Annotated in this window: 17 protein-coding genes; 5 read left to right on the top strand and 12 right to left on the bottom strand. The window is 39.5% G+C overall.

Annotated elements, in window-relative coordinates; all coding sequences use genetic code 11:
- The first annotated feature begins 224 nt into the window (after positions 1-224).
- A complete protein-coding gene (locus BOC67_RS19825) occupies positions 225-941 on the top strand; it encodes a hypothetical protein (RefSeq protein WP_291912723.1) in 717 nt (238 codons plus the stop codon).
- Positions 942-1,014: 73 nt separating this feature from the next.
- On the opposite strand, the gene BOC67_RS19820 is transcribed toward BOC67_RS19825, so the two are convergent.
- From BOC67_RS19820 to BOC67_RS19795, 6 genes are all read right to left on the bottom strand, one after another.
- Positions 1,015-2,256, bottom strand: a complete 1,242-nt coding sequence (locus BOC67_RS19820) for an aminotransferase class I/II-fold pyridoxal phosphate-dependent enzyme (protein WP_291912722.1) — start codon at positions 2,254-2,256, stop codon at positions 1,015-1,017.
- A gap of 6 nt (positions 2,257-2,262) precedes the next feature.
- The gene (locus BOC67_RS19815; RefSeq protein WP_291912721.1) at positions 2,263-4,005 is read right to left on the bottom strand and encodes a SulP family inorganic anion transporter; all 1,743 of its coding nucleotides are present in this window, start codon (positions 4,003-4,005) and stop codon (positions 2,263-2,265) included.
- Between the two features lie 380 nt (positions 4,006-4,385).
- The gene (locus BOC67_RS19810) at positions 4,386-4,655 is read right to left on the bottom strand and encodes a hypothetical protein (RefSeq protein ID WP_291912719.1); all 270 of its coding nucleotides are present in this window, start codon (positions 4,653-4,655) and stop codon (positions 4,386-4,388) included.
- Between the two features lie 11 nt (positions 4,656-4,666).
- Positions 4,667-5,347, bottom strand: a complete 681-nt coding sequence (locus BOC67_RS19805) for a carbonic anhydrase (protein WP_291912718.1) — start codon at positions 5,345-5,347, stop codon at positions 4,667-4,669.
- Complete coding sequence (locus BOC67_RS19800) at positions 5,344-5,943, bottom strand: class I SAM-dependent methyltransferase (RefSeq protein WP_291912717.1); 600 nt, start codon at positions 5,941-5,943, stop codon at positions 5,344-5,346. Before BOC67_RS19800 ends, BOC67_RS19805 begins: the two co-directional genes overlap by 4 nt.
- An 8-nt stretch (positions 5,944-5,951) precedes the next feature.
- Entirely contained in the window at positions 5,952-6,356 is a 405-nt protein-coding gene (locus tag BOC67_RS19795; RefSeq protein WP_291912716.1) for a hypothetical protein, read from the bottom strand.
- 100 nt (positions 6,357-6,456) lie between these two features.
- Between BOC67_RS19795 and BOC67_RS19790 the strand changes: the two genes are divergently transcribed.
- A complete protein-coding gene (locus BOC67_RS19790; RefSeq protein WP_291912715.1) occupies positions 6,457-7,173 on the top strand; it encodes a Crp/Fnr family transcriptional regulator in 717 nt (238 codons plus the stop codon).
- A gap of 61 nt (positions 7,174-7,234) precedes the next feature.
- On the opposite strand, the gene BOC67_RS19785 is transcribed toward BOC67_RS19790, so the two are convergent.
- Together BOC67_RS19785 and BOC67_RS19780 are read right to left on the bottom strand one after the other, a co-directional pair.
- The gene (locus BOC67_RS19785; protein WP_291912714.1) at positions 7,235-8,131 is read right to left on the bottom strand and encodes a HEPN domain-containing protein; all 897 of its coding nucleotides are present in this window, start codon (positions 8,129-8,131) and stop codon (positions 7,235-7,237) included.
- 37 nt (positions 8,132-8,168) lie between these two features.
- The gene (locus BOC67_RS19780) at positions 8,169-9,443 is read right to left on the bottom strand and encodes a hypothetical protein (protein WP_291912712.1); all 1,275 of its coding nucleotides are present in this window, start codon (positions 9,441-9,443) and stop codon (positions 8,169-8,171) included.
- Between the two features lie 149 nt (positions 9,444-9,592).
- Here BOC67_RS19780 and BOC67_RS19775 point away from each other — a divergent pair, with 149 nt between their 5' ends.
- On the top strand, positions 9,593-10,012 hold the full coding sequence (locus tag BOC67_RS19775; protein ID WP_291912709.1) for a helix-turn-helix transcriptional regulator: 420 nt from the start codon (positions 9,593-9,595) through the stop codon (positions 10,010-10,012).
- A gap of 61 nt (positions 10,013-10,073) precedes the next feature.
- Here BOC67_RS19775 and BOC67_RS19770 read toward each other — a convergent pair whose 3' ends face one another.
- From BOC67_RS19770 to BOC67_RS19755, 4 genes are all read right to left on the bottom strand, one after another.
- Positions 10,074-10,631: a hypothetical protein gene (locus tag BOC67_RS19770; protein ID WP_291912706.1), complete on the bottom strand. Its 558-nt coding sequence runs from the start codon at positions 10,629-10,631 to the stop codon at positions 10,074-10,076.
- Positions 10,632-10,650: 19 nt separating this feature from the next.
- Positions 10,651-11,697, bottom strand: coding sequence for a relaxase/mobilization nuclease domain-containing protein (locus BOC67_RS19765; RefSeq protein ID WP_291912703.1), 1,047 nt, complete (start codon positions 11,695-11,697; stop codon positions 10,651-10,653).
- Positions 11,694-12,074 carry a mobilization protein gene (locus BOC67_RS19760; RefSeq protein ID WP_291912701.1) on the bottom strand — a complete coding sequence of 127 codons (381 nt, stop codon included), beginning with the start codon at positions 12,072-12,074 and terminating at the stop codon, positions 11,694-11,696. Before BOC67_RS19760 ends, BOC67_RS19765 begins: the two co-directional genes overlap by 4 nt.
- 119 nt (positions 12,075-12,193) lie before the next feature.
- Positions 12,194-13,132 carry a toprim domain-containing protein gene (locus BOC67_RS19755; RefSeq protein ID WP_291912700.1) on the bottom strand — a complete coding sequence of 313 codons (939 nt, stop codon included), beginning with the start codon at positions 13,130-13,132 and terminating at the stop codon, positions 12,194-12,196.
- A gap of 446 nt (positions 13,133-13,578) precedes the next feature.
- Here BOC67_RS19755 and BOC67_RS19750 point away from each other — a divergent pair, with 446 nt between their 5' ends.
- Together BOC67_RS19750 and BOC67_RS19745 are read left to right on the top strand one after the other, a co-directional pair.
- Positions 13,579-14,169 carry a TetR/AcrR family transcriptional regulator gene (locus BOC67_RS19750; protein WP_291912698.1) on the top strand — a complete coding sequence of 197 codons (591 nt, stop codon included), beginning with the start codon at positions 13,579-13,581 and terminating at the stop codon, positions 14,167-14,169.
- Between the two features lie 252 nt (positions 14,170-14,421).
- Positions 14,422-15,279 (top strand): helix-turn-helix transcriptional regulator, encoded by an 858-nt coding sequence (locus tag BOC67_RS19745; RefSeq protein ID WP_291912696.1) that lies wholly within the window; start codon positions 14,422-14,424, stop codon positions 15,277-15,279.
- Positions 15,280-15,542 lie beyond the last annotated feature (263 nt).

Below are 15,542 nucleotides of genomic sequence, written 5' to 3'. Positions count from 1 at the left end.
ATCAAGTTCACAATACCCCTCGTGCAAGGGAACACTTTTCAAAAGCTAATATAAGTAATTAGTTTTGATATTTTGCGTTTTACCAAAACTTTTTTTGAAATTATTCCTGATTTTACCGAACTTTACCCAAATTGACGCTATTTGATGTGTTTTTATATAATTTGTAGCACACTTTACTACTGTATAAACATTTTTAGTATGAAAGCGTCTAAAAGAGGTTAAAAATGACTAAAACATACAAAGTTAGCTATAAAACGTACTTCAATGACCGGCTTAAACAAGTGTATTTTCATGGAAAGCTCACCCACCCGTTATATGTACAGGTAACATTTGACAGGAAAACGATCTTCTTCAAAAGCTATTACTTTGAACTGTTTTCAAAGCCCCGATATTTTTTGTCTGTAGCGGGGTTAACCGGGGGGCCTTCTATTGAGGATATTATTAAAAAGGAAAATGAGGTAATTGATTTTATCATTGATAAAAACCTGCAAGATTTCTCTTTAGACCTCTTTAAAAAAGAATATGCCTTTTACAGCAAAGACCTTTGCGACATAACAGAGGAAGGCTTTATTGATTACATGTATATTTTCTTTCAGGATAAGGGAATGCCTGACCTGGCTGTTACTGTAAGAGAAGGTAGCACGTTCCGTATTGTTTACAATGTGGTGCGGGATATGAAACGAGCTTTCAATAAACCTTTATATGATGAGTTGGTAGAAAATTCTTTTTACTATGCCCCGCCCTATCTGCCGCTATATGGATTTATGCAGCAGACAAAGAAATGGCCGATGTTAAGCCTTACGGTTATGGAGTGGGAAGATATAAAGACAAAGGCCCGATTTGCTGAGTATATGCAAAAACATTACCCGGACAAAGATGTGGTCCAGGTAATGACAGAAATAGATAAATGGCTGAATCAACTAAGGAATGAGGGTAAGTAGTAGCATATCATCAAAGTTAGGCAACATATGAATTGTAGGTTTAGGTGGTTTTGCTTCATTCACCCTTTACGTTTTACACAAAGGGAATTTCTGCAACTTTATACATTTTTTCATCCAGTTTTTGTTTTGTTTGCTTAAATGCTTCTAAAGTAAGGTTAATGTCCTCATCTGTATGAACTGCTGTCGGGATTAGTCTGTAAATAATCTGTCCTTTAGGTATTACAGGATATACCACAATAGAACAAAAAATGTTATAGTTTTCCCGCAAGTCCAGGCACATAGCCGTAGCTTCCGGTATATCTCCTTGTAAATATATAGGGGTTACCGGTGAATTGGTCGAACCGATATCGAATCCGTTTTCTTTTAATCCATGCTGAAGTTTTTTTACATTTTCCCATAATTTATGTTTCAATGCCGGTTGGGTGCGTAATAATTCCAGACGTTTGAGGTTGCCGATCACCAGGGGGAGAGGTAGTGATTTAGCAAATATCTGAGAGCGCATGTTATACCGCAAAAAGTTAATAATAGCTTTATCACCACTTATAAAAGCGCCTATTGAGGCCATAGATTTGGCGAAAGTTGAAAAGTACAGATCTATTTTGTCTTGTATCCCTTGTTCTTCCCCTGTCCCGGCTCCATTTTTTCCCATTGTTCCAAAACCATGCGCATCATCTACCAGCAGACGGAACTTATATCTGTCTTTTAAGTCTGTAATTAGCCGGAGCTTACCTTGATCACCGGCCATACCGAAAACCCCTTCGGTAATTAATAAAATACCACCGCCTTGACTTTTAGCCATTTCCTGCGCCCTGGTTAGTTGCTTCTCACAGTCTGCAATGTCATTATGCTTGAACACATAGCGGTAACCTGGGTGCAATCGCAATCCGTCTATGATAGAGGCGTGACACTCGGCGTCATATACTATAATGTCACGGCGGCTGCAAATAGCATCAATAGCGCTTGAAATCCCCTGGTAGCCATAGTTCAGTAATATTGTATCCTCTTTGTTTACAAATTCTGACAATTCTTTTTCTAATTGTTCATGATGATCGGAATTGCCGCTCATCATACGGGCACCCATCGGTGACGCCAATCCGAATTTAGTTGCCGCTTCAGTATCTGTTGCTCTTACTTCCGGGTGGTTAGCTAATCCTAAATAGTTATTGAGACTCCATATAATCTTTTCTTTCCCCCTAAAACTCATACGCGGCCCTATTTCTCCTTCCAACTTTGGGAAAGCAAAATACCCGTGTGCCCTTGCGGCATGTTCTCCAATAGGGCCCATATGTTTGAGTAATTTATCAAAAATATCCATGAAGTATTATTTATATTTTAAGTACATGAAATCCTGTTTATTTGGTATATCAGTTAAGATGCTTTCACTTCTTAGCAATGCCTCTTTAAATGTTGCTAATACATTGGCTTTCCCTATTGCAAATAATAGCCGTGCCTTCTTTAATTCTTCCAAAACCTGGCTGCTTTGAACTTCAGATAAAATTAGTTTGGTGCCACGATGCTTTAATTCCTTATGTACCTCCTTTAATGTATGAATGCCTGTCGCATCTATGATCGGCACCTCCCGCATACGGATAATTAAAACTTTGGGAGCTTTCTCTATTATTTTGCTTGCTTCCTTGAATTTATAGGCTGCACCAAAAAACAAGGGACCAGTAATTTCAAAAACTTCTACATCATTGGGTACAAAAAAATTAGAAACTGATAGTGGATCAGTTTTGCTTTTATCGCCATTGAATTGTTTAGTAATAACACTAACATTGCTAAATTGTGTCATTTTTCGCATGAAAAGGAAAGAGGCTAATATCATCCCAATTTCAATGGCAACAGTAAGATCGATAAGCACCGTAAGTAAAAAAGTAGTAATTAACACCGCAGTATCACTTTTAGGGCCTTTCAGTATCGCCACAAAATTTTCCCATTCACTCATATTATAGGCTACAACAACAAGAATTCCTGCTAAAACTGCCATAGGTATTAATGCGGCCAATTTGCCTATAAAAAGCATAATCAGCAGTAATGTTGCCGCATGTATTATACCGGCAACAGGAGTACGGCCCCCGTTTTTTATGTTGGTAGCGGTTCTTGCGATAGCTCCGGTAGCAGGAATACCGCCAAATATGGAAGAAAATATGTTCGCCGTTCCCTGCGCTACCAGCTCCATGTTACTTTTGTGTTTACCACCAATCATCCCATCTGCTACCACAGCAGAAAGTAAAGATTCAATACCACCTAATAATGCAATAGTAAAAGCAGGTTGGATAAGCTGTTTAATAGTGCTAAAATCTAAATGTGGTATGGTGGGAGAAGGTAAGGAAGTAGGAATACTACCAAACCTACTTCCTATAGTTTCAACAGGCAGATGAAATAGCTGAACAACTAAGGTTGATAAAATGATAGCGATGAGCGATCCTGGTATTTTATGAGTTACTTTAGGCCACAAAAAAATTACTATCACGGTGAATGCTGCTAAAGCAAATGCATATACATTAATAGAAGAAATATACTGCGTGTATGCTATCCATTTTTCAAGAAAATCAGAGGGTACTGCTCCCATCTTCAATCCTAAGAAATCCTTTATTTGAGAGGAAAAAATGATCAGCGCTATTCCGCTGGTAAATCCTACTATCAATGGGTGTGGAATAAACTTTATTACAGAGCCTAACCGCGCTATCCCCATTATGATCAGAATGATTCCAGCAATAAAAGTGGCAATGATAAGACCGTTTACGCCGTATTGCTGTACAATGCCGTAGACTATTACTATAAAAGCTCCTGTAGGCCCGCCTATCTGCACACGACTACCCCCTAATGCCGAAATAATAAATCCAGCTATTACTGCGGTAAATAATCCTTTTTCAGGTGAAACTCCAGAGGCAATAGCAAATGCAATGGCTAAAGGTAATGCAACGATACCAACAATAAGACCGGCTTGCAAATCCTTTGCAAACTGATCTTTAGTATATCCTTTTAGGGTATGGAATAGTTTAGGAATGAACATATATTTATTTAATACTATTTTGCTTTTATTCGATTGGTTCAGGGTCATACGTCACAAAAAAATTAAGGTATAACGTACGTGACCAACGCATGAGAGCTGGCATAGCCAGTACCAATAGGGCCCCATTGATGATCAACCAATGAAATACACTATTGTCTCTCCATGATATACCAAAAATCAGCCAATACCAGGCTAAGTTAAAGACCGAGAAAGCAACACACATAACATAGCTAACATATCCTGTTCCGTACCAGAAGCCTGGTTCCAACTCAGTTTCTTGCGTGCAAACCGGACAATGCGAATGCATGTCAAAAACTCTTTTTAGATGATAAGGATTGTTATTTCTAAATAAATAACCTTTTCTACAGCGCGGACATTTGTTACGTAGAATGCTGGCAATTAAGCCAGGTCTTTCAGTATCCCGGTTACTAATTTTCGGCATGTTTTACGGTTAAAAGTTCACGCACATAAATCAAAGCGCAACGATACAAACTCCATTGGTCACTCTTGCAATTGAGTGGAGATAAATCCTCTAAGACACTTTGCAGTTTTGTCAAATAACGTTGAATAATAAATCCATTCTTCTTTTTCTCTACCATATTTTGCACTGATTGAACAATGATCATTTCTACCTGATTGCAATTTTTCACTACTTTAATTTGTTGTATTATCAACAAGACATATTCATCAGTTGTCATAACAAACTCTTTTATTGAAGGAACTCGACTTTTCCATTATCCATATTATATACCGCACCGGCTATATTCACTTCCTTCCTTTCAATCTTTTTTTGTAATTCCGCATCTGCTTCTACCAAATGCATCATGTGAAGAACATTAGCTTTCACACAATTTTCTATAAAATGAGACTTATCATGAATCTGTTTGATTTCAGATTCATTTTTAAGTGTATCAATTAAAGTTTTAATGTATCCATGTGGTAACTCTCCATTAGCAAAAGCTTCTATGGCCCCGCATCGCTCATGACCCATTATTATAATAAGATGTACACCCAGATGTTCTACTCCATATTCTATACTACCTAACTCCACCGGGCTAATAATGTTACCAGCAGAGCGAATAACAAAAAGATCGCCCAACCCCTGGTCAAAAACCAATTCTGGGCAAACCCTTGAATCTGAACAGCAAACAATGATTGCTTCAGGATGTTGTTCTCTGGAGACTGTTGACATCCACTGTTTGTTTGTATGAGGATGCTGCATTTGATGGCTGTGGAACCGTTTATTTCCCTCCTGCAAAAGTGCCAATACATTTGATGATGAAATACGATGGTCAGGTGCTGCTGGCTGATGACAGGAAAATGAGATCAGAAGAGTAAAAATAATAACTATAAATAAAACAGTAGGTGTAATAAATCTTACTTTCCTCATCTTTTTATCCACATTTTTAAAAGCAGATCAATAGAAGCATCTACAACCTGATAGCTGGGTGGTACTTCATCTTCCAGGCTATGAAAAGTCACTAACCGGGTACCGCTTGGTTTATTTTCCAAGGCTTTGAACAGATAACGGGAATAATATACGTACAGGCTGGTAGAGTATTCAATCTGTTGATCTATGCGATCTTTCCCATCCAGGTTTTCAAAAAAAGCGTTATAAAAATAAAAGCTATCATATTCGGACAGGTCTACTTGCGTAAAGTTCGCATTTATAAAATCGGCATTGCCGGTTTGTGTAGCCTCTCTGGCTGCAAGTGAGTAGTGATATAATTCCCGACGTTGTTCTACACCGAAAAAAAAGGCTTCCGGAAAGAAATGGGCACCGATAAGGCAAAACTTTCCAACACCACTCCCTATATCCAATATTTTTTTTCCTGGTACATCTGCCAGGAATTGGGCAGCCTTTTTAGCTACTCCTAATGGCGTCCAATGCCGCCTTGACAATAGTTGTATCCTTTCTGGATACAACCAGTCAAAAGCAGCATCGGTCATATAGCAGGTTGGCTTTAATAGAGTATTATTTTCCATAATTAAATTCAATCAACTTTTTTAAGGCGAATATGTTTTTGATAATCTTCCCGGGAAAGAAGAGGCTCCTGGCCAGAAAATTTTAATGGAGTGATAAAAAATACCCACCCTCTATCCTGAGGGCTCTCAAGGATCAGGTTTAAATTGCCATTCAGTTTTTGGTTAGACCCTAAGAATTTACAGTTAACAGGAGCATGTATGGGGATAATATAGTCCTCAGAATGAAGTTCTGCTATTAAAGTGCCCTTTTCAATGGCTCCTTTATACCTGTACCATTTAATATTATCAATTTTCTTTATCCCTTTTAACTTGAATGCAGAAATGCCCACAAAACCAACTGTTCCATTATAATCAATCCATTCGTGCTCAACGGTATAATGCATCATCGGGCGAGAAATAGTTGTTTCTTTCATGTTGCAAAGGTACCTTTGTAGATCATTCATCGAACTGCAAATTTTCAACTGGAAAACTGATAAAAGTCAGCTTCATTAATTTATTGATTTAAAATCTAATATGAGTTTAGCTGGTCGATTTCCTATAGATAAATGGAACTTTAAATCACAATCCATTTTGCAAAATCTCCCTGTTGAAGAGTATGAACATCTTTGTTTGCATATGATAGAGCAGAAATATAAAAAGGGTGAAATGTTATTTAGGGAGGGAACAGTACCACAAGGTATTTTTTTTGTAAAACAGGGTAAAGTAAAAAAATATCAGGTTGACCGGGATGGGAAAGAGCAGATCTTTTATGTAGCTAATTCAGGAGAGTTAATTGGATATCATGCCGTAATTACTGATGAAAGATACCCGGATTCCGCCGCTACTTTAGAGGACAGCATAATAGAGTTAATACCAAAAGAGGATTTTTTGGAGGTATTAGAGAATTCTACTGTTCTTCCTCAAAGGTTGCTCAAAATTTTAAGTCATGAATTCACGGTTTTAACAAATACTATTTCAATACTTGCGAAAAAATCTGTTCGCGAAAGAGTAGCTATTTCATTAATTGTATTACGTGAGAAATTTAAAGATGAAACAAAACCAGGAAATGAAATAGCAATAAATATTTCCCGCAATGATTTGGCCAATATGGTTGGGACCGGCGAGGAAAATGTGATCCGTTTTTTAAAAGAGTTTAAAATTGCGGGTATACTTGATACCTATGGGAGAAAGATAGTTATTCGTGATGTTGGAAGATTAATTGAGTTATCTGGTTATAGTAGTTTAAAATAAAGTTATACATGTGAGGTGGTCGGCCCATACAGGGAAAGTAGGCCAAGTAGATTTATTTGTTTCAGGAGGTCTTTTCTTCCACGATTTTCTTAGCGGCTTCCTGTAACCGGATCACTTTGTCAAAAAGTTTAGACAGATCATCGTCCGGTATGTTATACTGATTATCATACCGGGCTTTTAAATAGGCATTTTCCAGTATATCCAGCAGGCGCTTTTCCTCGTCTGTATCATCCGTGAAAATATTGTTCAATTGCGGAGTGCAGCGGCGTACATGCTTTTTCAAAGACCGGATTTCATGCGTCCTTTTATCGTATCCGTTCAGGCTTTGTAAAATTCCTCGGTAAGTAAGTTCTACCGCTTGGTGCAGCAAGAAGCCGATAATATGGGAAGGGTTGTTTTCATGCAGGAATGCAGCACTTTCGTTGAAGGCAACAGCTTTCTTAAAGTTAAACATAAACTGCTCCCTGACGCGCTGTATCATTTCCCGCATGGCGTCGGGTGTTGTTGATGGATACACGGTTGTCTTATCATCATAGACAAGGTTTTCAGGTATGCAGTTAAGGGAATAGAATATATGCCCGTTACGCAAACCTTCTATTATGTTCCCCTCACTGTGCAAGGAACAGGAAACCCGCTGATCTTTCAGGTAGGCTATTTCAAGTATGGGTTCAATTTCAGTAAACGGAACATTGTTTTTGCCGGAAATAACAATTAGCAGGTCAATAAAGCCGCCTGTTGCTGCCGTACCATTATGACGCAGCATATATATTTTAGCCGGAGATATGGTGGCTACTAAAAATTGTATAAGAGGCTTTAAGGTATCTGTCTGGACAGGTATCTGTTCTGCTATGGAAATTAGCTTCTCTTTCCAGTCCCTTACCTCTGCGGTATCTGCACCCGCATTAAGAAATACATTGGTGGTATATTCTATTCTGTGATTGTGGCCGCTGATGTTCATGACATGAGGTTTTGAGTTTACAAAAACCGGGAGTGCCCTATTTATAGGCTTTAACGGTAGTGACCGGGTAACATTCCCGAAGCTGATCTAAGTATTCCTGCTCAAAATCGCCAAAGTGTTCTTTGAAAACAGTAATATGTCCCCCGGATTTACGTATCCATTCTGCAATACCTGCATCTCTCAATGACGGCAGCAGGTACAGTTTTGTGCCTTCTGAAATGAAAAAGGTGGTTTCAGTATCGCATTTATGGATATTCCTATCCCTTACGGCCACCTTCATGTATAGCTGATAAAAGGCTCCTTTGTCCAAAAGTTGGAAGTGCAGGCGGGGCCGGTCTTTTGATAACTGTACACGTTCAATCCTTGCCCTTTGCGGCTTTTCTTTCAGTTCCCGCTTATTATACAAACCATACCTGTAAATAAATTCCTGTTGCAGTAAAAGGGGCATTGCTTTTTCCCACAGACTAAAAACGCCAGCCGGTTCGCATTCCTGCTCCGGTTCGCCTTCTATAAGGGAGCCAGACTGCGTTTCAACCTGTTGCCACATTTCATAACAAAGCCGGTTCAGGGTTTTTTGTTCATCCGTTAGAAATTGATCGTATTCCCGTTCTGTACCGCTAATGAAGTGGTGAAAGCCTTTAACCTCTGTTTCTGCCTTATTCAGCATTCCCAAACAGGGGAGCAGGAATGTAAGGTACTTGTTCCGGAAGGCATCTATTATAATGTAAGTTAACGCTGTGTCTTTTGCCTTCTTCCTTTCAGGCGCGGACGGTGGCAATTCCAGAATATCCGCGAATTGCAAGCCTTCCATTTTATCGGCCAAATGATAGACGCTGCCTAAACTGGCTTTAGGTTTTACCTCAATGCCTCGGTCTGTTGCCTTTCTGTCAAAGTATTTCCTGTGTCTGGCCGCTATTTCCATTAAACCATTGGGACGATATTGTTTAAAGTAATCTGTACTGCGGTAGCCGATTAATTGCCCAAGGGCTCTGTAGGTATGCAGGCAAAGCGTTTCAACCTGGCTGCCGCAGCTACAGGAAACATGCAGCTTGTCTGGCTCAATCCCTACTGTCATTATGTAAGATATTTCCCTGAAAGTAAGCCTTAACTTTAAGTTGGTATCTTCCATAGAAATAAACTTTAGCTTTGGGTAAAACCATTCCTTTTTTCGTTGCACGCGTTCATCTGTCTGCCGTTTCAGAGCATCTTCGCTCAATATATAGGGTTCATCCTCTAAATGGATGGTAAGGGGGGCGGACGCATTGCGCAGCAGTGCGCCCCCCTGTGATCTGATATGTTTTACAGTTGCCATGTGGTAAAGTTTGATTACTCAAAGCAACTATGTAACAGCCTAATATTCAATTTGATACGGATATATCATATTGAATGCTCCGGATATTTTAGTAATATTTTATTCAAATTCTGTATATTACGGTTGGACAAAAAAACTACTTTTGCACCATGATAAATACGGATATGCCCAAAAAGATACATGAAGGCAGGAATGTTAAGCGTTTCCGGGAAATGCTGGGAATTAAGCAGGAAGCCTTAGCTGCTGAATTGGGGGAAGATTGGACACAAAGTAAAATTTCATTATTGGAAGCAAAGGAAACCATTGAACCAGCAATCTTAGATCGGGTAGCCAAAGTCTTGAAGGTTCCAGTAGAGGCTATAAAGAATTTCGATGAAGAGACGGCTATTGTCAATATTCAAAATAATTATGACGGCTCAACTTTGAATCATTCCGCAAATTATCAATATAACTATCAGCCGACTTTTAATCCGGTCGATAAGGTTGTAGAGCTATACGAGCGGCTGTTGAAAGAAAAGGATGCCGAAATTGAGGACCTGAAAAAACAGGTTGGTGAAAAGAAAAAGTAATAACAGATTTCAAAAAATACTGGAAATACAGGAAAGCCACCGTTTTCAGGTGGCTTTCGGCTTATTGCGGCTCAAGGTTACCGACTTTGATATAAGCACTGTCCATTAGGCGTTTTACCCCTTTCCCTTGTTGTTGATAGAGGTAGTGCCATGCCTTTTTTATCCTGTCATTTTCCAATTTTTGCAGCTTTACTTCCTGCTGGCTATCGCTCCAATGAATGCTGAATTTATACAGGTTTGTAAGAAATAACATTATTACTAACATGAGGAACCAGCGGCTAAATACGACCTTGTAAAACAGTTTAGCATCCTGTTCAGGAAATAGCAAAACCTGAAATTTGCGTATCACATTTTTAGGCTGTGCAGCTACCGTCAATTTCATGTCTATAATGCCTTTCTTTACAATTTCCTGTATAGGCTTGGTATCTGTTGAAACCGTTACTTCCTTTGGTTTTTCCAGTTTTTCCTCAAATTGGGTGAACTTACTGGAAAGGCTGTTGACAGCTTCAACCAGGTCATTAACAGATTGGGTGTGTAACTTCTGTTCCCCTGTAAATTCTTCCAGCACCAGTTCTAAACTGGCCTTTTCTATATTTTCATTTTTTTGGACTGTATCCATAATAAGTTAATTTTTAGGATTAATGACTAAGACGTTGGGCCTGTTCCTTTTTCTTCCGGCGCTTGATGCCTTCCTCTGTTAATTCATAAGGCAGGTAGTTAGAAGTATATTCTGGTTTTAAAAGCTGCTGTAAGAGGTTTCCTAATTCCCGGATTACCGGAACAAATGGGGAACGTTCCATCAGCGCCGTTTTCCTTGTCTGCCGGAGTAATTTTTGAGCAGGAGTAAAGGAATGCTGCGTTATCCTTTTCTGCCGGACGGCCGTTTCATAAATTTCTTGTTTGGCTTTTGCCACTTCCAGCTTTTGTTTTACGCCGAGGATCTGCTCTATCTTTGCCAGTGAAAATCCAACTTCGCTGCCTTTTATTTTCACCTTCTTATCATCAATAAAAGAAATGCCCCGGCCTTTTATGACCTTATACCCCAACGCCTGCATTTTCTGTTCAAACGCGTGATAATTGTGTACCTGCCCCAAAGTTTCCCGAATATCTGTTTTCAGCCGTTCCTTCCGCATATCCTGCCGGGGCAATAACCGTTCTTTGGCAGATAAAAAGGCACGGGGACTTAATACCTCTTGCAGCTTATACTGTTTTTCCAACCTCCGGCAAAGGGCAGCCATTCTTTTATAACTATTGCTGTCGCTGGCCACTTTACCGTTAAAGCCTACCCGGTTTGCAACAATGTGGATATGCTGCTCTTGGGTATCTTTATGCAGGATGCAGATATATTGGTTATCCGCTACACCAAATTCTTTAGCGCATTCCCGGCCAATTTCTATAAACTGATTTTTTGTAAGCGTTTCACCGGGGGCCAGCCGTAAGGAAAAATGAAATACCGGCTTTTCTACCCGCTTGCTTAATTTGGCAACGTCAATAAGCTGGCTGGACAGTTCTTTTAAATTCCCGAAACATTTATTGTAGTCCAATATTTCTGCCCGATTCTTGTGCTGCAGGTTGTCTTTAAGGGAAAGTTGCAGCTTTTGTTCTTCGGATAGTTCCTTTTTGTCTTGCAGGCAATAACGGATACACTCAAAAAAAGAACTTCCTGTACCTATATAGCCGATCATTGGAAATAGCTTTTAATTTGTGATGCTAGTGCTTTTAAATCTCCGGATTGTACTTTCAGATTAGCCCGTTCAAGCGGGCTTAGTTCTTCATGGCTGTTTCTCTTTCTGGCGATCTGGTTAAGGTTTGCGGCTACATGGTTGAGCGTGCCGGTTAGCTCTAAAACTTCTTTAGGCAATGCTTTTCCCCGCCTGTCAATTTTTCCGGTCTGCCCTATCTCGCATAGGTATTCCGACACGGAAAGGTTAGCGCTTTTGGCCCTTGCTTCAATAACTCGCCTTTCGTAAAGGCTGCATTTTAAGGCCAGCAATTGATCTTTCTTTACGTCTTTTTTGGGGCGGCCCCCCTTTTTCTTAATTTGTGCATTCTGTTGCTCCATATCAACCTCCTCTTTATTTTTTGAATGCGATAGCATGAAAAAAATTCCTCACCGAATGCGGTAGCATGAGGTGAGCCAGCCGTTTTGGTTTTACCAAAACATAGCTGGCTACCCGAACGTCAAAGCCGCCTTCCTATCCTCTGGCTCTCTCTTTGGCTGTAGTGATGGTGAATAAGCCAGTCGTTTAAATCCTTGTGACCGTGGTAAAAATCGCTACGGTCTATATACTTGTTCCCGTCCCATTCAAGCGCCTGCCGGGTACGATTCATACCGGCATTATCCCTGTCCAAAATCAAATGAACATGCCTGTATTGCTCCATCAGCGGGCGGCATTTTTCAAAGAAAGACAGCGAATTGAGGATAAGACAATTTGTCAATGGGGCCTGTTGATTTCTGTTGATGGTTTGAAAAGACAGGAAGCTAAAGAAGCCTTCAAAGACGGCGATCTGTTCTGTTCGATTGTCTATAAATGTTACGTCTTTCGGGACGCTGCTACCTTTAAAGTTTTCGCTACGCAGCTCGTACCCCCCGGCATTGTTCGGGAAACCTATAACGGTATGCTTCTTCCCGTATAAAAGAAAATCCACTTCCCGGCAAAAACGGTTGGCAATTTCCAGCGGGATACTTCTTTTTTGCAGGTAGTCCAGTAGGGGTTGTTCCGCAAGGGGGCGGGTGTCCAAAACAACAATTTTGCTGTCGGGGGTATCTTTTTTTTCACCAGCAAAAGAAGCCGGGGCCTTGGGTGGGTTGCCGGGGACAGGGTGCGGGTGAAAAGAAAGAGCCGGGGCAGGTTGCTGCGATAAACGTTGCAGCAGGTCGGCAACAGTACAATTAAAATAAAGGGTTCCGAAGTCTACCAGATCGCCGCCTTTCCCCATTCCGTGATCGTACCACACGTTCAGCCGCCGGTTAACCTTAAAGGAAGGCGTTTTTTCCTCCCGGAGCGGGGATAAGTACCAGTAGTCCTGGTTCCTCACCTTTTGGGGGTGGTGACCCAATGAGGCCAGATATTCTACCAGATCAATCTGCTTTGCCTCTGCACATATTAATTTTTTCATACACTCGTTTTTCAGGTTCACAATTAAGTATGCATAATACAAAACGGCCTACAAACAATTGGCTATCAAATAGCTATGTTTGCAAGCCGTCTTAAATCCATTAAAAATAAGTTCGAAAATTGTACAGGCAGGGCGACAAAAGTCACTGATAATCAGTGGCTTTTTCTATTTTCGGACATATTTCGGACAAAAGCGACTTGTTTTTTAACTTATATTAAGGTAGGTAAGTTTAGATTAGAGTAATCTCATATAGTGTTTTCCTTAGAATTATAAAAATCCATAGAACTTGGGGTCTTCTTCTTATCAATATCTGTGATATGTGTGTAATCATGTTAGTATAGGTGTCTTACGGACTTTGTGAACGACAGGACGACAATTCGCAGAATTACCGCTAACAGTCCAACAATTTTTCGTTCATTTGCAAAAATACTAAACAGTATCTTTTTATGAAAAAAGCGGAAGCAACACGGCTGACAATTCTACAAAAAGCGTTTGAACTGATTTATGTTAAAGGTTATCAGACGACAAGCATTGACGACATTATCGCCACGACAAAAGTTACCAAAGGGGCTTTTTACTACCATTTCAAAACCAAAGACGAAATGGGACTTGCCATCATCAACGAAATCCTAAAGCCGACACTTACAAATAGTTTTATTGAGCCGCTTCAAACTGAAGAGAATCCATTAGATGCAATTTATAACCTAATGGACAATCTTTTAATGAAAAATGATTTTCTGAAAGTGGAATACGGTTGTCCCGCATCCAATTTTACGCAAGAAATGACCCCGTGGAATTCGGAATTTAATAAGGCTTTGAATGAATTAACTCAGGAATGGACAAAAGCAATAACCGCTACCATCGAAAGAGGCAAGAAAAGCGGCACGATCCGTAAGGACGTAAATGCGAAACAGGTAACCATCTTTGTTATGTCGGGCTATTGGGGCATTCGGAATTTGGGAAAATTAGAGAACAGCAAAAAAGTGTATGTCTCTTATTTAAAACAACTTAAAATCTATTTAGATAGTTTGAAATAATTTTTCTCAAAAAACATACCGAATGGTATTTTTAAGATTCAAATTTGCAAGTCAGATAAAATATGCAAACATCATTCTTAAAATACAGTAACCAATACATTGGGTACAGCGTTGATAGGGTTCATATTTCACATCATATTGTATATAAACGAACAGGAGAATTGTCCGAAATGGACAATGCTTTTCGCTACCTAACCACAGCCATTCCCCATATTCAAGTTATAATAACAACAAATAACTCCTGTCAATAAAATGGAAGCTCCCATAAGTAACATTCCCACACATTCTTTTAATATGGAGGAGAATTCCGGAATATTTGTAACCAAAATAATCTCGGAACCATTTAATGAAAATGTTGAATTGGGTCAAGCACATCGGCATAACAGCCATGTTTTGGGATTGCATTTAAAAGGAATATCTCTTGTGGAACTGGATTTTAAACAATACCAAATAAAACATCCGTCCGTTTTGTATCAGTCTCCCAATCAGGTGCATAGAATACTGAATGTCGATGAAATAGAAATGTTCTTATTGGGAATCGACCAAGAACTAATTGATAAGAACCTCTATAAACATGTCCAGGGAATTATTATGCCACATCCCCTGCACCTAAGAGCTGATGAAATGAATATTTTAAGGCAGGCTTTCTTATTGTGTGCTAATCTTCATGATAAAAAGGAGGATAAATTCTATTTCCATTCATTAAAGAATGCTTGCAATGCCCTCATCGGCCTATATCTTTCTTTTTACCTAAAAACGTTGCAGTCACAAGAACAGCTTTCCAGATTTGAACGCATACACTATGACTTTCTAAAACTGTTGGAAGTACAATTCAAAGTTTGGAAACGCCCTTCCGATTATGCTCAAAAATTAAACATCTCAGTAGCCTACCTTAATGAATGTGTAAAAACAGTAACTGGTTTTGCCGTTTCGTATCACATTCAACAGCGGGTTGTCTTAGAAGCCAAGCGCCTGCTGTACTATACCGAAAAATCCGTAAAAGAAATTGCAAACGAATTGGGCTATAATGATTACCCGTATTTTTCGAGATTGTTCTCTAAAGTTGCCGGAATGACTGCTTTGACATTCAAGAACAAAAACCACGTTTAGTCCAATACTTACCTCTATTGCATACTTTCTCGACTTATCAATTCTTCAGTTATTTGCATAACTAAAATAAATAACAATATGCCAAGAGCTCCCAAATGGTTATTCGATACCGTTGATTTACTTACGACAAAACTTCCAGACGTAAAAATAGAGGAAACCGTTTTCTTATTGTAAGCTTCCCCTAAAACTAAGCCAGTCAGGATTAGAGCTTCTCATGCAATAGACCTTGATAAAAACGCTCGGCGTATTTGCAAGGAGATAGA

The sequence above is a fragment of the Chitinophaga sp. CB10 genome (assembly GCA_001870995.2).
Lineage (GTDB): Bacteria > Bacteroidota > Bacteroidia > Chitinophagales > Chitinophagaceae > Chitinophaga.
Note: the sequence above shows the minus strand (reverse complement) of the source record. Positions and strands in the feature narration are given on the sequence as shown.

Excerpts from the sequence above, each read along its gene's own strand:
- BOC67_RS19825 (WP_291912723.1), top strand. The coding sequence starts at position 225 with ATGACTAAAACATACAAAGTTAGCTATAAAACGTACTTCAATGACCGG.
- BOC67_RS19820 (WP_291912722.1), bottom strand. The coding sequence starts at position 2,256 with ATGGATATTTTTGATAAATTACTCAAACATATGGGCCCTATTGGAGAA.
- BOC67_RS19815 (WP_291912721.1), bottom strand. The coding sequence starts at position 4,005 with ATGACCCTGAACCAATCGAATAAAAGCAAAATAGTATTAAATAAATAT.
- BOC67_RS19810 (WP_291912719.1), bottom strand. The coding sequence starts at position 4,655 with ATGACAACTGATGAATATGTCTTGTTGATAATACAACAAATTAAAGTA.
- BOC67_RS19805 (WP_291912718.1), bottom strand. The coding sequence starts at position 5,347 with ATGAGGAAAGTAAGATTTATTACACCTACTGTTTTATTTATAGTTATT.
- BOC67_RS19800 (WP_291912717.1), bottom strand. The coding sequence starts at position 5,943 with ATGGAAAATAATACTCTATTAAAGCCAACCTGCTATATGACCGATGCT.
- BOC67_RS19795 (WP_291912716.1), bottom strand. The coding sequence starts at position 6,356 with ATGAAAGAAACAACTATTTCTCGCCCGATGATGCATTATACCGTTGAG.
- BOC67_RS19790 (WP_291912715.1), top strand. The coding sequence starts at position 6,457 with ATGAGTTTAGCTGGTCGATTTCCTATAGATAAATGGAACTTTAAATCA.
- BOC67_RS19785 (WP_291912714.1), bottom strand. The coding sequence starts at position 8,131 with ATGAACATCAGCGGCCACAATCACAGAATAGAATATACCACCAATGTA.
- BOC67_RS19780 (WP_291912712.1), bottom strand. The coding sequence starts at position 9,443 with ATGGCAACTGTAAAACATATCAGATCACAGGGGGGCGCACTGCTGCGC.
- BOC67_RS19775 (WP_291912709.1), top strand. The coding sequence starts at position 9,593 with ATGATAAATACGGATATGCCCAAAAAGATACATGAAGGCAGGAATGTT.
- BOC67_RS19770 (WP_291912706.1), bottom strand. The coding sequence starts at position 10,631 with ATGGATACAGTCCAAAAAAATGAAAATATAGAAAAGGCCAGTTTAGAA.
- BOC67_RS19765 (WP_291912703.1), bottom strand. The coding sequence starts at position 11,697 with ATGATCGGCTATATAGGTACAGGAAGTTCTTTTTTTGAGTGTATCCGT.
- BOC67_RS19760 (WP_291912701.1), bottom strand. The coding sequence starts at position 12,074 with ATGGAGCAACAGAATGCACAAATTAAGAAAAAGGGGGGCCGCCCCAAA.
- BOC67_RS19755 (WP_291912700.1), bottom strand. The coding sequence starts at position 13,132 with ATGAAAAAATTAATATGTGCAGAGGCAAAGCAGATTGATCTGGTAGAA.
- BOC67_RS19750 (WP_291912698.1), top strand. The coding sequence starts at position 13,579 with ATGAAAAAAGCGGAAGCAACACGGCTGACAATTCTACAAAAAGCGTTT.
- BOC67_RS19745 (WP_291912696.1), top strand. The coding sequence starts at position 14,422 with ATGGAAGCTCCCATAAGTAACATTCCCACACATTCTTTTAATATGGAG.